This window comes from Aliikangiella coralliicola (assembly GCF_007004725.1).
Classification (GTDB): domain Bacteria; phylum Pseudomonadota; class Gammaproteobacteria; order Enterobacterales; family Kangiellaceae; genus Aliikangiella; species Aliikangiella coralliicola.
Map to the genome: position 1 here is coordinate 37,455 of NZ_ML660167.1, position 14,573 is coordinate 52,027.

At 41.8% G+C, this 14,573-nt stretch carries 4 protein-coding genes; 2 read left to right on the forward strand and 2 right to left on the reverse strand.

The genetic code is table 11. From position 1 onward, the window contains the following. Window positions 1–14: 14 nt before the first annotated feature. A complete protein-coding gene (locus FLL46_RS17935) occupies window positions 15–2,183 on the reverse strand; it encodes a winged helix-turn-helix domain-containing protein (RefSeq protein ID WP_142932725.1) in 2,169 nt (722 codons plus the stop codon). Between the two features lie 150 nt (window positions 2,184–2,333). Then, window positions 2,334–4,550: a winged helix-turn-helix domain-containing protein gene (locus FLL46_RS17940; RefSeq protein ID WP_142932726.1), complete on the reverse strand. Its 2,217-nt coding sequence runs from the start codon at window positions 4,548–4,550 to the stop codon at window positions 2,334–2,336. 353 nt (window positions 4,551–4,903) lie between these two features. Here FLL46_RS17940 and FLL46_RS17945 point away from each other — a divergent pair, with 353 nt between their 5' ends. Continuing rightward, on the forward strand, window positions 4,904–12,559 hold the full coding sequence (locus FLL46_RS17945; protein WP_142932727.1) for a COG1470 family protein: 7,656 nt from the start codon (window positions 4,904–4,906) through the stop codon (window positions 12,557–12,559). 38 nt (window positions 12,560–12,597) lie between these two features. After that, on the forward strand, window positions 12,598–14,355 hold the full coding sequence (locus tag FLL46_RS17950; protein WP_142932728.1) for an RHS repeat domain-containing protein: 1,758 nt from the start codon (window positions 12,598–12,600) through the stop codon (window positions 14,353–14,355). Window positions 14,356–14,573 lie beyond the last annotated feature (218 nt).

The window sequence follows — 14,573 nt, forward strand, 5'->3', positions numbered from 1 at the left end:
TTATCAATATAAGGTTAGTCAAATTCTATGTATTGAATGCTCGATACTCGCTTTGAATAGTAGGCAAAAACCAATCGTTGGTTATGTTTGTCTATGGTCATATTTTTTTGATTCCGAAGTGTGCCCATAGGAAACTTAGCTAAAAGTTGCGTCTCATTAGTATTTAAATCAAGCCGATAAATTTTGTCATAAGCGGGAGCTTCGTCATTTCGATAGCGTTTTAAGTAAACCAGAAAGTTATCATAGACATCCCAGTTTCCCCAGTCAGTATTATCCATATCTTGAACAAGGCGTTTTCTATTATTGAAATTGTTTGTAGCAATTTGCCATATTTCTCCTAATGGATTTGCAGCAAAAAAGTAATCACTATTTGAACCTGGTTTTGTGTGGATAAAGGGAAGGTTTAGTGCCTGGTGTTCTCCATTTTGTCTAAATTGATTTGTCCACAAAAATGGGTGACCATTACTATCCAGCTGGCTGCTAATGATAGCTGAATCATCAAAGTTCCAACTTGGAGATAGCGATTCGATGCTGCTTTCTTTTGTCAGAGGGAACAAGGTGTTCAATTTTAGATCGTAGATAAAAAGTGCAAATTTGTTTGCTTGCTCATGGGAGCGAATTTCAGAATTCGAACCTGAAAAAGCGACATACCTGCCACTTTTCGAACAAGAAGGCGCAAAGGCAATACTTTCATTACCGAAGCGAGTAAGTTGTTTGAGCTTTTCATTTTTTATTTGCCAGATTTCTTGTCCACCAGAAGAGTTTGAGATAAATATTATCGAGTCGGTTCCTTCACAATAACTGGGTTGGAAGTCAATCGAAAATGTCTGGGGATAGGGGAAAATTTCGGTCACAGTTGAAGTTGAATTTAAATTAATGCTGCCGAGTTGGCTTGGTTCTTGTCGTTTTACAAAAAACAGTCGATTATGTTTAGCATCAAATGCAAGATCGCTCATTTGACAGCAAGAGACGCCGAGTTCAAGCAAACTCGTTTTGTCCTTTGATAGCTGATAAAGCGATCTATTGTTGTTGTCTCTATCCCATCCAGTTAGAAATATGTCATTGTTAGGAAGTATCACCAACCCATAAATTTTCGCCAGAGTTTGAGAGATGTTATAGGTAGTTTGGGTTACCTCGCGACTATCAATGTCAACTTGAAATAATTCAGGTCGTTCGATCGATTTTTGCCTGACGAAATAAAGTGTTTTGCTATCAGCAGACCAGGTAGGGAAGAAATCACTAAAGGGTCCTGTTTTTTCTATCAGTGAAATCTGAGAAATCGTTGATGAAGTGTCGGGTCTAATAATACTGATAGTATCTTTGTCAGAACTATAGGCAATAAACTCTCCGCTAGGAGACCAGCTCAGAGAGGCTGCTCCGAATCGGGTGATTAAGCATGGGGCTAGTTTTACCTGTTTGTCTGTAGATAATTGATAGAGCATGACATTGCAGTCCTGGCTTCCTTTTACCATACGTAAATACGCGAAATGATCGCCATCAGGGGACCACACTGGTTTCAAATCATCATGTGTATCATCAGTTAGTTGACGTGGCGCTTTGTTGGAATCAGGTTGTTTAATAAAGATACTTGCTTTGCCTGAATTTTTACGCCAACTAAATAACATTTGATCGCCATTGGGCGCAATAGCAGGGTAGCGCTCTAGCCCAAAATTATTGGATGCGGAAACAACTTTTAAATCGTCGGACACGCCGTTCAAATTTTTATTAGTCAGGCTAAATAAAACGAATACAGTTGCCAAGAGCAGAAAAGTAATGACAAAGAGAAATAGGAGGCGATGAACTTGTTTCTTCCAATTTTTTTCTGAGTTAGGTTGCTGTTGCAAGCTTTCTTCAATAGCTAGCAAGTTAGTCTGTGGAACCAACCATTTGTATCCAACTTTCGGAATAGTTTCCAGGTAAACAGGATTTGCCGCATCTTCCTTAAGTGCTTTACGTATCCGCCATAATGCATTGCTGACTCCCTGGTCACCGACATATTCATTGCCATCCCACACAACATCAATTAACTCTGCCTTGGAAATTGTTTTTCCGGCGTTGTTTATCAGATGAGTTAATACTTGAACAGTTTTTCTTGGTAACTTGGTTTCTGATTGTTCGGTGAGGTTAACGAGGATCCCTCTCTCAGCATCTAATTGCTGATTGGCAAAACTAACAGATGTCAAAAATCAATCCTTAACTATTATCTATACCTAAAAATCTTTGACCACTGTATACATGCCATCGTTGTTAAAATCAATTAGCTTATTGCTGAAGTGTCGAGGAATGCTGATAAACGTAAAATAAAAGGAGCCAGTATTGGGAAGTTTACTTAGCTAGTTTAATTCGATATATTGAATGCTAGAAATATGTTTTAAGTAGTACCCCAAAACTAGTTGATTTTCTTTTGAGTTGTAAGCAAGGTTAGCCTGGTTATGAACAGTTTGATAGGGCAGTTTTGCGATTAATTTTCGCTCATTTGTTGTTATATCAAGTGAGTAGATTTCGTCATGGTCGAGAGCGCGTTTTAAGAAAAACAGAGTGTTTTCATCGATAACCCAGTTTCCCCAATCCATAATATTCAATTCGGCTTCAATAATTTTTCTTTGTTGGTAGTCATTCGCAGAAATTTGCCAGATTTCGCCTTTGTCATTAAAACCATACAGCCATTGGCCGGTTGGCTCCGCCCTGGTGTAGATAAATGCTAGTTCCAGATTTTTATAATGTCCCTGTGCTTTAAACTCATTGAGCCAGAGGTGAGGGACAGGACCATGGTCAACGCTTAGGATGGCTGAATTGTTAAAATTCCAGGATGGTGCATAAATGCCCTTGTTATTTGCCAGTGCAAAGGTTGTATTAAGCTCTTGATCGTAAACATAAAGTTTCAGGTCCATAATTTTTTCTACCTGTGGTATGGCACCGGTAAAAGCTATGTACCGTCCATTGGCTGAACAATTTGGCCAGAAGATAGCACTGTTTTCCCCATAGTGTGTCAGTTGAGTGAGGGAATTATTTTCACCTGACATCATCCAAAGATTAGTGCTACCCGAAGAATTGGATGTAAATACGATACTATCAGTTTTTTCACAGTATGTTGGCTGAAGATCGGAATTGAAAGTTTGTACAAGCGGCAGAACTTTAGTCGCTGGAACCGATGTGTTTAAGTCGATGTATCCTAAGTGAGACTCTTCCACTCGTTTGACAAAATATAGTCGATTATTTCTCGCATCTAGCGCTGGGTCGATTACATGTTGGTTTGAAGCCTCGAGTTTTACTGGGGTGCTCTCGCCAGGTAGAAGTTTAAAAAGTTTGGCGTTTGTAGGACTCTCTTCCGCAGCTGTGAAATAGATAACTTCATCTGGAGAAATACTCATCCCGAAAATACGCTTAAACTTATCAGTTTTTTGCATTACAGGTTTCAATTTTTTGTTGGTGATAGCAACAGCGTAAATTCCTTGACTAACCTGAGCATTTTGCCTGACAAAATACAATTTTTTACTATCGGGACTCCAGCCTGGATAAAGATCCATCACGTCACCAGGATTTTCCACAACAACTTGCGTTTCTCGAGTGTCAAGTGAAATGATACTGATTGAGGAAACTGTAACTTCTTTTTTAGTTTTGCTGTCAGATTTAAGATTGATAGAATTATAAGCGAGGTATTTTCCATCAGGAGACCAGCTCAGCGACGCGATATCAGCAATGAGCATACAGCTAGTCAGCTTATACTCTTCACTGGTTGCTAAATCATGAACCATTAAACTACAGGATACATCGACTTTATCTTGACGGATAAAGGCAAAATATTTTCCGTCCGGTGACCACACAGGTTTAAAATCGTCGTGACTGTCGTCGGTTATTTGCACCGGAGCTTTGATGTTGCCCAATTCTTTAATATAGATACTGGATTTACGCGCGCCTCGTCGCCAACTGAATAACATTTTACTGCCATCGGGGGATATCGCAGGGTAGCGCTCAACCCCATAATTGCTGGATGCGGAATGGATGAGATGTGCACTGCCAGTAAGCTTGCTAATGTCTTTGCGATAAATCGATATTGTGGTACCAATAATCAAAAACATTAGTAGGCTTATTATTGCTATTGTTGTTCGGTTGAAATGACGTTTGAATGAATTTTTATTATATTGCTGGAATTGCTGCGTCTTGTCAGCCACCTGATCAGTTAGCGAGGCTGCTGTTTCATCTGCTTTGAGTGGTGAAGGTTCTGTGGAAGTATACTGAGCAAAAATCTTCCATTTGTAACCAACTTTTGGAATGGTTTCCAGATACCTGGGGCTAGTTGAGTCTTCACCAAGTGCCTTACGAATTCGCCACAAAGCATTACTGACACCCTGATCTCCAACATAATCATTGCCTTTCCATACGTTCTCGATTAATTCCCGTTTCGAGACTGTCTTTCCGGTGTTATCAATAAGATAGATAAGTACAAGAAGCGTTTTTCTGGGGAGCTTAACCTTAGATTGAAGAGTTGCGTTGAAAAGGAGGCCTCTCTCTGTATCTAAATACCAATTGTCGAAATTAATCTGAGCCAAAACTATTCCTGTTGCTGAAACTAAGATAAACCACCGAGAAATTATTTCCCATTCAATTGTTTTGGCATTGTACCAGACAGACCTTCGTTTCAGATAACAGGTATTTCAGATAAAAAGATAGGGGAGAGAGGGGACTGAGACATTATTCAGGATTTTTGTTAGCTAGCAAATGGTGTTTTTCAACTAATTGATATTATTGGAAAAAATAAAAAGTTAAGTAAAAGTGAAGGAAGTTAAAAGGATATTTAATAGGCGTTTTAATCGAGTTGGATTAAGTTTTGCGCAAAACAACGAGCCATTTCAGTTTGAGCTGAGTTGTGTGAATTTTAATCTTTTAGGGAAGACGAAACACGATGAAATTTAAAAAATATCTTGTCTTAATTTTGGGAGTTTTGAGCCTGACGGGGGCAATCCAGTCTTCGGCGGACGAAGATAATATCAATGCACCGATGCAGATATTTGAAACGCGCTCAGACTCTATTGGCAATATTACAAGTTATTCCTCTCGCATTTCGGTCAATGATGTGACCGGAACAGTAAAGGCCAATTTGCCGACGGTTGGACCTGCTGCGTTTGGATTACAGCCTGTCTATGTGACTAATAACCGAGTGGCTGAATTGCCGAATGAAGAAAACACAGAGTCTGGCACCACAGGGTTGATCGGGTCCAAAGAGCTGAGCGGTCGAGGCACAGTCGAAATACCGGGAAATTTTAATGGTAATACTCGATACATTTCGCTACCTGAAGGACATGGCTCGATTGACGATCCCAAACGAGCAAATGTCGGCGAAAGTTGGTGGATGGATTACGGGCGCTTAATTGTTCAAAGGGGTATTCTTGACTGGTCAGTGATACCCAGACCGGGCGGAGCGGTCAAGTGGTCTATGTGGTCGGAAGTCGCACTTTACGAAAATGGCAGCAAAACGCAGTTTTCTCGCGATTTGACTTTTATGAATTACCCGCAGCCTCAGCCTGGAGACCAGGAGCGGATTAATGACTATGGCGATATCTGTTCCAGAGGCGCACTCGTACCAAATTGCCGGCCAGCACAGCTAGATGCTCATTTTATTGACGGAGATTTCAGGCGTATCACTACTGATTCTGATAAAGCCTTCACCAAAGCTTATTATTATTTGTCGAAGCCTAATGGTGAAATAATCACTTATGCGCCCAGAGTCAAAAAGACGATTCCGTCGGAAAAACCTAACGCGGAAGAGTTTGATGCCGAGGCCTACCAGAATTACTTTGCTGAGTTTTACCCCATCGAAATTCAGCGAGCTAATGGGCAGAAAATTTTTATTCACTATCAGGGAGAAACGACACAAGAAGGGATCACTTATACGACAACCAATAAAATTGATTATGTTCAAGATCAATTTGGTCGGAAATTAAAGTTTGAGTATGAAGGACAGAGTCAATACGTCAAATATGTCAGGTTACTTCACGGAACTAAATCGCAGTTGCTGGTTACCTTTAACCGCTCTGACGGGCAAGTTAAACAGTTAGAAGATGCTGAATACCCGGATACTAAATATACAATTTCATATGTCAGACACGGGCATATCGATTTTATCGAGACTATTGAGTCTGATGACTTTGAGAGGGTCGATGTTACCTATAAGCGTTATGCCGTTGACAGGGCCGATCAAAACTCTAATGTGTGTTCGGGACCTCCCAACGACCAATCATGGTGCGATACCATTTTCATTTTCAAGGACATTTATATTCGAGCAGCTGTAGTTTCGACTCAAGGCATTGACTACCAATATTGTTATTTTCAATATGGTGATAGAAACAATAATGGTCAGTTGGATGATGACGAACATATCCGTGCAGATGATCGCGGTTGGGACAATGAAATTGTCGATTGGGCACCGTTTTATACAATGACCGTTTCTAATGGAACCTGTGAAGACAATGTATTGCCGATTGAGCAGGAAGGATTTAACGAAAATACTCATGCGGTAGCATCAGCCTATTTTATAGAAACTAATCTTCACCCAAGACGGAGCATGAGCGATATGCTCCAAGGTTTGATCACGTCAAGATGGGAGTTGTACAAAGGTAAGGAGAAGTGGGAAACCTGGAAATACCGGCCTTATATTGGTGATTGGAAGAAAAGAGGAATGGCTGGAGGAAACGCAGCAAATGGAACTATATTTGCGAAAGCTAAACTTCAGCAATACCGCCAACAGATTGCCGACAACACCTGGCGACAAGTTGTCACAACGGATCCTTTTATAAACGTCGATATTTGGAAGCAGCCGTGGCGAATTGAGAGTTATCTTTGTCAAAAAACTCTCGGCGAAGACACGAATCTCTTTTTCGATAGTTGTGACAAGAAATCAAGAAACCAGTTAGTTCAATATATTCATGAACATCGTAACGCCGATACACTTTATCCTTCTATGGGGGACGAGTTCGATTCTTCAATTCCTTATGTCACCAACTTAAGAACAAAGCGCGAAGTATTTGCAGATGTTAATGTCGATCAGATAAATTCAGGAAAGCAGGTAGGCCGTCTGGAGGCTACTTATCATGATCTTTATCCGATACCGGTATCAACCACTCGTTACCACACACCCAACGATTCTTATACAACGACTTATCAATATCATGGGTTGGACACGGGCTGTACCGATACGACTCACTTTGGATTTCTTTGTAGCGAAACCAAAAATGGCGGAGATAAAACAGAGTTCGGTAATTACCAGTTTGGTCAAGCAGGGCAGGTAAAACAAAATGACATCGTGTTAAAAACTGCGGAATATAATTTTCTTGGGCAAGTCACGAAAGAAACCAGCAATCAAGTCACAACAGCTTATGAGTATTATCCAGAGAATTTACGCCTGAAATTTAAAATAAACCCCTACGGTGTTTTTGAACTGTACGAATATGAAGATGGCAGTTGTCCCGATGACAGCAGCGGTGTTTTCTCTTTCAACAGAGTGACTAATTCTTCCACTGGCAAAGTGACCACCAGTTGTTTTGATCAGTTTAAGCGGCCTGTCAGAACTCACGACATTGTTGACAATAGCGATGGTCAAAACCTGGCCGGTGATGTCAGCGAAACCGAATATGATCCGGTATTAGGGATCAGTCTGACTTCCCACGATTTAACATCACCGCTAGGGAAAACAACCACCACCAAAGAAATTGATGTTTATGGTAGAACCACAAATCAGACAACCAGTTTTTATAGTGAGTCTAGTCAGACAGTTCCCGAAACCATTAATGTTTCCTTTACCTACGAATACGACGACTTTGAACTCACAACGACCGAAAGAACCCAATATCTTGACAAGTTTGTAGAAAAAATCAGTGTTACTGATGAATTTGGCCGCGTGCTGAAAGCCGGATTAGATGGTTCGGGAAGTGATGCGGTTCAATACACTTTGCTTGGTTACTCTCGACAAAATGCTCTTCAGGTAACAGAAGTGAATGCCAACGGAAATATCCGGACCATGAAACATGACTGGATGAATCGTTTGCTGGAGGAAACCCATCCTGAACTGAAAAACATACCCGTTAAAAACGAATATAATGAAAAGGGGTTATTGGAGAAAACCACCACACCAACGGAAGTTTATTATTACTCTTATAATGGTCGAAACTTGCTTGAGCAAGTTGAGTATGCGAGGCCAAATGATCCTGACAACAAAATTATCATTAAACGGTTCGATTATGATCTGAATCGAGGTGTGTTGTTAAAAACTCGAAATGGCGAAGGACTGACTGCAGAACAACCATCCGCTACAGCGAACCCCGATAGTTCCGAAGTTTCAGTGTCATTTTTATCATTTAATTCATTGAATCAACCGACTCATATTCTTGTTGATATTCCTGATTTGCTTGCGCCGCCGACCGGCTTGGAAGTTGAAGGATTTTTGGGCAGAGATACCGAGTCGTTAGAAGTTAATTGGTCAGGTAACAATGACAGTTACGTGGTTGAATTCAGTAAGGCTGATTTACCGCCATTGGTGTGGGAAACCAGTGCGGCATCGTTAACCATTAACGCGAGCTCGTTTACCCAACAGCTTAATTCTCAGTACAGCCATCCTCAAGCGCCGCAAGAGATTAAAGACGTTTACAATGCCTATCAGGCCGACATCAGCGGTTCAAAATTTCTGGCTGATAATGGCGGCTACAAAGTTCGAGTTTATGGCATGAAAGGTTATGAGCCCTCAGTTCCCACGGAATATTTTCAGTTGGGTTCGGGACTCGATGACTTGACACTTGGCAGAGCAGAGTTCGATTTAACTTCACCAGTCGAGGAGAGCGAAAGCGATACTTCGACCCTGACTTACAGCGCAGAAGCAACTGATAATATCGAAGTTGAACTACCGGTTTTCTCTGGTCCATTTGAAGCCAAATTTGTTGATACGCCGGCCAATAAAATGACTCTGATCCCCGGACAATCGGTGAATTTTTCCATCACATTTCACGCGCCCGCAGAAATCACCAGCTTCGAAGAAGAGTCCTTCTTTAAAATCAATGGCGGTGCTTATACCTTACCGCTAAAAGTCAAAGGTACTTCCACTGAAGCAGGCTTGCCGATTATTAGTGTGAGTGGCGATTTAGATTTCGGGACTTTGCAATATGGTGAAAGTCGTGCCGTTGAAATTAGTGTGCGCAATGCTGGCGATGATGCGCTATCGGGTAACGTCATTGTGAGAAGCCTTGATACGGAAAATCCTGATACCTCAGCCATCACGCTTTCCACTCAGCGTTTTTCAGGTTTGAAAGGGGATGACACTCAACCGATTACCGTGACCTATAGCGCAGGGCCTGATGTTAATCAGCAACTGGAGCTCCGTTTTGTGGCGGATAATTCTTCTGTTGCTTCAGTGACTCGTCCCATTCAGGTGAATGTGATCCCCAATCTCAACAGTGGAACCATGCATGTGCGGGATACCCAGGTTGATTTTGGTCAAATCTATGAAGGACATAAGGGAACGGAGCGAGTTCGAGTACGAAATAGTGAAACTCATTCGACCCTGTATCGTTTTGATGTGACCTTAGTGTCTCACCCGAATGATGAATACGCCGGTGATCAACAATATTTTCGGCTTCAATCACCGCCAGGTGAGCAGTGCCCGCCGTTAAATTACAACTGGCAGTGCAGTGTGAAATTCGAATTTAATGCGCCATCAACAAAACGGGTTTATAAAGCCCTGGCGATTTTCACTCATGGTGATAATCCGCCGGTTCAGGTGGAACTGACTGCTGAAAGTGTGGCTATGGCCAAAGCAGTGGTCACAGATACCTATGGCCAAATTCCGGAGTTGTTAAACTTTGGTTTGGTCCCGACCATGACTACGCCGCGAGAGATCGACCTGAAAATCAAAAATATCGGTTCTTTTAAACTGGCTTACCGAGTCTCCAGTTATTCGTATAGCGACGATGGCCATAACCCCTTCAAGTTTAATCCAGCGATGGGTCAATGGTGGCTGCTGAATCCGGGCGATGAAAGTGATATTAAAGCGTTGTTTGATCCAGATGGCATGTATCCAGGAACATATCACGGTGGTTTTAAAATTGAAGAGTGTGCCGCAGGTACATCAAACCCCAATAACATCGTGACTGATTGTGAGGAGTATCGCCAGGAAATCAAACTGCCGGCTTATGGGTTGTTGAATATCGGTACGGTGGTTGAGTGGGAAGACACCCAGCCAACGGTTTTCCCTGCAGGCGCACCAGGACAAAAAGTCAGACTGCCACTGAAGTTGAAAAACCTTAACTATCCAGACAGAGCAGACGCTTTTCCATTGGTGGTTTATGGTAAAGGTGCGTTTGCTGGACGTGTCAGCACATCGGGCGGCTTTGGTTGTTCCAGTTACTATTGCTTGCCGCCATCAGGAAGTTACGCTGAAGATAGACTTTATTTTAAAGTGCCTGCTATCGGCCAGCAAAGCGGCGAAATCTGTGTCGCGATTCAGACCATGGATGAACCGATGACTGAAGAATGTCAGGAATTTACTGCAACCGGTGTGCGTCCGGTTAAAATCGCCACGCAATATTACCCGAACGAAACTTATGAAGTGAAAGTCAATCCATTAAGACAAACTTCCGGTGCATTGCAAATGGATAACTGGGGTGTTTGTCGTCCGGTGAAAATTGAAAAGCCGCAGGGTAGTGTGGATATTTACGCCAGTGTCGATGCGCCTTTCTTCCTGTCGAAATTCAGACGTCATGACTGGGAAGAGTTTCCTAAGTTGCCACTAGAAAGTCGACTTGAAGTTAATGCGGGACCATTTACCGAGTTTCACATCTGTGCCGGACCACAAGCATCTATTGGTGACGAAACCCGAATTACTTTTGAGCTAGATTATCCTGAATCAGCGTCAGACTCTTTTCCTGAAGATACCACCGTTGTCTCTCAGGTTCGCTATTTTGTACCGCAAAATGACGAAGTTGAAATTGAACTCGCCGCACCAAGCGAGCTGAACTTCGCTGCGGCTCAATTTGGCAGTGTGCGTTACCAGGAATTTGAAGTGCGCAACTTATCCACAGTTTCCACTAACTTGAAGTTTGATCGAAGGCTTACTGAATCTGATGGGCTTGGACGACAAATGGTTTATGGCCCTTTCAGAATTACGGCACTGGCAAACGGTAAAGAAGTGCCGGTTGAACAGTTTGGTCTGGGACCAGCCGGTGCTGCTGGTGGTTTCGATCGCATTCGCTTGCGAGCTTATTATGAACCCAAACTCACCAGTGACGCGGAACAAATCAGAATGACATTCCTTAGAGTAGACAACAATCAACCGGTTGACAGTTTGCTGCTTAAGGGAAGCGCGACTGGTTATGCCAATATTTATGACAGTGCAATCACTTTGTCAGAAAATAATCAGGTGTTAACGGAAATTGATTTTGGGAGTTTTGAGTCGAGTGAAATACGCAGCTTTAACTTTCAAATCAAAAATAATTCTCACCATCAATTTAACCTGGATGTAAGATACGTTTCGTCATCCGGCTCCGCTAACGGCGCGATAGGAACATCTGGCGCCAGCTTCGCATATTATGTTGGTGTAGCCGTTAATTCTCCAGGGGGTTATTTATCTAAGTATGGTATGGCGACACTGCCTGTTACTGTTATTGCAGACGGTAAGGGGAACTTCAATGGCAGCTTGCAAATTTTGGCCGGTGGTCAATTGGTGAAGAGCTATCCGGTTAAGGGCAGTGTCGGTCAGTCGAAACCTTTCACAGTTTACTATCGAGGTGAGCGCAAATTCTCGGGTGTTGCAGGAGTCGATAATTTCTCACCGCAAACCGTCGAAATTATTACTAATTCGAGAAGCTCAAGCAAAGGATTTAGTCGAGGCAGAAGTAGTAGCAGTAGTAGCGTGCGTTTCAAGCATCTGAATCAAACTAAAGCGTTGCATCCCATTGGTCCGATTGAGGCATTCCCGACGACTAGTGGTGATGGTTATCGATTTACTTACAATGCCTCTTCAAATTATTGGCTGCATACTTATTACCGGCCAATGATTGAAGATACTTTAACCGGTAAACGTTATTCCTTATCCAATATTTACTATCAGATTGATGCAAAACCTTCGGATGAATTAACGGTGCTCAATCTTGAAAAAGGCTGGATGGATTTCCGTTATACCGAGTATTACAAGCCACCTCATTCAGCGTCGGATTTAAATTACACACCTGAGTGGACGATTGTATTACGTAATAACACCAATCAAGCTCAGACTTATTCCCTTGAGTTTCAGGCCGTGGTCGACTATAGCGATTTTGCTCTGATTGAAAACAACGGTGCTTTCATTGTTTCGCAAAACAGCGTGATTGTAGCGCCCGGTCAAAGTCGAGAAGTCACGATAAGAAATCATCCTCAGGATTATGGTGATACTTTATCGATACTCAGTATCAAAGAGGGAGGCCGTGTCCTTAAAACGATTCCGGTAAGAAGTATGCCGTTACCGAATAGTTTGTGTTACGACCCGGATCATCCTCTGTATGAATCTTTGGAACATTGTGACTGGCCGCTGGCGCACTAAGCGCTGGCTGATGAGAATTAGCATTGAGGATTTTAGATATGAATAGCTTAAAGATTTTAATAGCTACATCTGTACTGGCATTGCTTTCTGGCAATGCCGAGGCCAGACAATTTACCATTAAACTGGACTACGACAATATTGGCCGAGTGGAAAAAGTCACTTACCCTGATGAAAAAGCAGTGGAATATCAATATACAACGTCAGGTATTCCCAAGAGGTTAATCTATGAAGGAAAAACTTTAGTTGAACATTCCGTTTTTGATTTAGCAGGAAATATTTATCAAACCAATTATGCGTCGATTACCGATCAAAATAGTGGTGAAACAATCATCGGTCGACGTTGCGAAGGAAAAGGGTATGACGGACTAGGAAGACTCAAACAGCAATCTTTAGAAACAGGGATTTGCGGCAGTTCGTCTGAGAAAACCTATCATGCTTCGAATATGAAATATGACGTTCGCAGTTATTTGAAAAGTGTGGATATAGATCGTGCATTTAAGGATGGTCAATTTAAAGGAAACTATACCTATGAATATGGTAAGCAGGGACAGTTGACCAACTACATCATTAGCAAAAATGGCACGGTTGAAAATGAGATTGAGTATGATTATGACAACCAGGGAAATTTAAAAAGCGCAATGCCTACTCACGGGCAATCGGGTTTACTAGAAGATTTTCAACCAACAGCAAATGTTCAATATATTGAAAAGTTTTTTCGGGCCGGTTGGCAGTATGATCCAAGTGGTCGGTTAACCGACGATGGAAAGTACCTGTATTTTTATGACAAAGGTAGTCGTTTGGTTTTGATTCGGGAAAAGTACACCCGAAAAGTTGTCGAACACTATTTATATGATGCTAATGGTATGCGGCTACGAAGTTTTGATGGAGAAAACGTTTCTTATAGCTTAAGAGACTCTAGTGACAATATTGTTTCTCAAATTGATGTGGATACCGAGGGCTATGTTATGGCTAAACGGAACTATTTGACCATGGGCGGTGAAAACTTGGTGACTGCTGAATACTTGGGTGACAATCCGACTGATGAATTTATCACTTATCAGTTTAATGATCGTATGGGTAATCCCGCTAATAAATGGGATCGTTTTGGCGAAATCAATCAGGAGTTTTCACCTTTTGGTCAACAGCTCGCTAATAATGATATTGACCGTCACCGAGGTGCCTATGGTTTTACGGGTCATGAAAATGATGAAAAAAATATTTATATGAAGGCGCGTTATTACGATCCGGTTGGTGCTAGGTTTACTAGACCTGATCCGGCTAGGGATTTTAATTTGTTTAAGCCGATGAGTTATAACTTGTATGAGTATGTTGGGAACAATCCGGTTAATGCATGGGATCCTACGGGATTGGCTGGCCAAGAACAGGAAAACACTACGCATAAACCTAAACAAGCTGACCTGGAAACATATCAAGTTGATGCTGCAGAAGAGAAAGAATATAACCTAGTAGATAAGGTTAAAGCGTGGTTTGGTAGAGGGAAGATAGTTGATGATAAAGCGCGAAAAGAAGAAGAAGCTTACATAAAGAAAATGAAAGAGGAAGATCCTGGGTATGATCCTGCCGATGATGTCAATTTGACACGTAAAAGAATGTTTAGAAAGTGGGAAGATGGAGCAGATGACACTCTCGTTGAAATAGGAACGACCGCTGGAGGTAAGAAAAAAGTTAGTGATGTGGCAAAAGAAGTTGGTAAGAAAAATCCAATATTCATCGAGCTAAAAGATAAATTAGTAGAGAAGGCTCAAGAAATGATCGATAAGATATCTTGGGAATGATGGCTTTGAAAAACGTAGTTCAATAGGTTGGGTTGCAAAGCCTAACATCATTAGTTGATGCAAGATAAAAAACTTAACTTTAGAGTGCTTAGTGGAGTCACACAAACCAATAACACGAAAGGTAAGGTGAGTTTGTGATGTTGACTAAATCTTTGATATCTATTGCTGGGTTTCCTTGGCCTAGCCAGCCTACGAGAAAAGTAGATGATAAAAGCTCG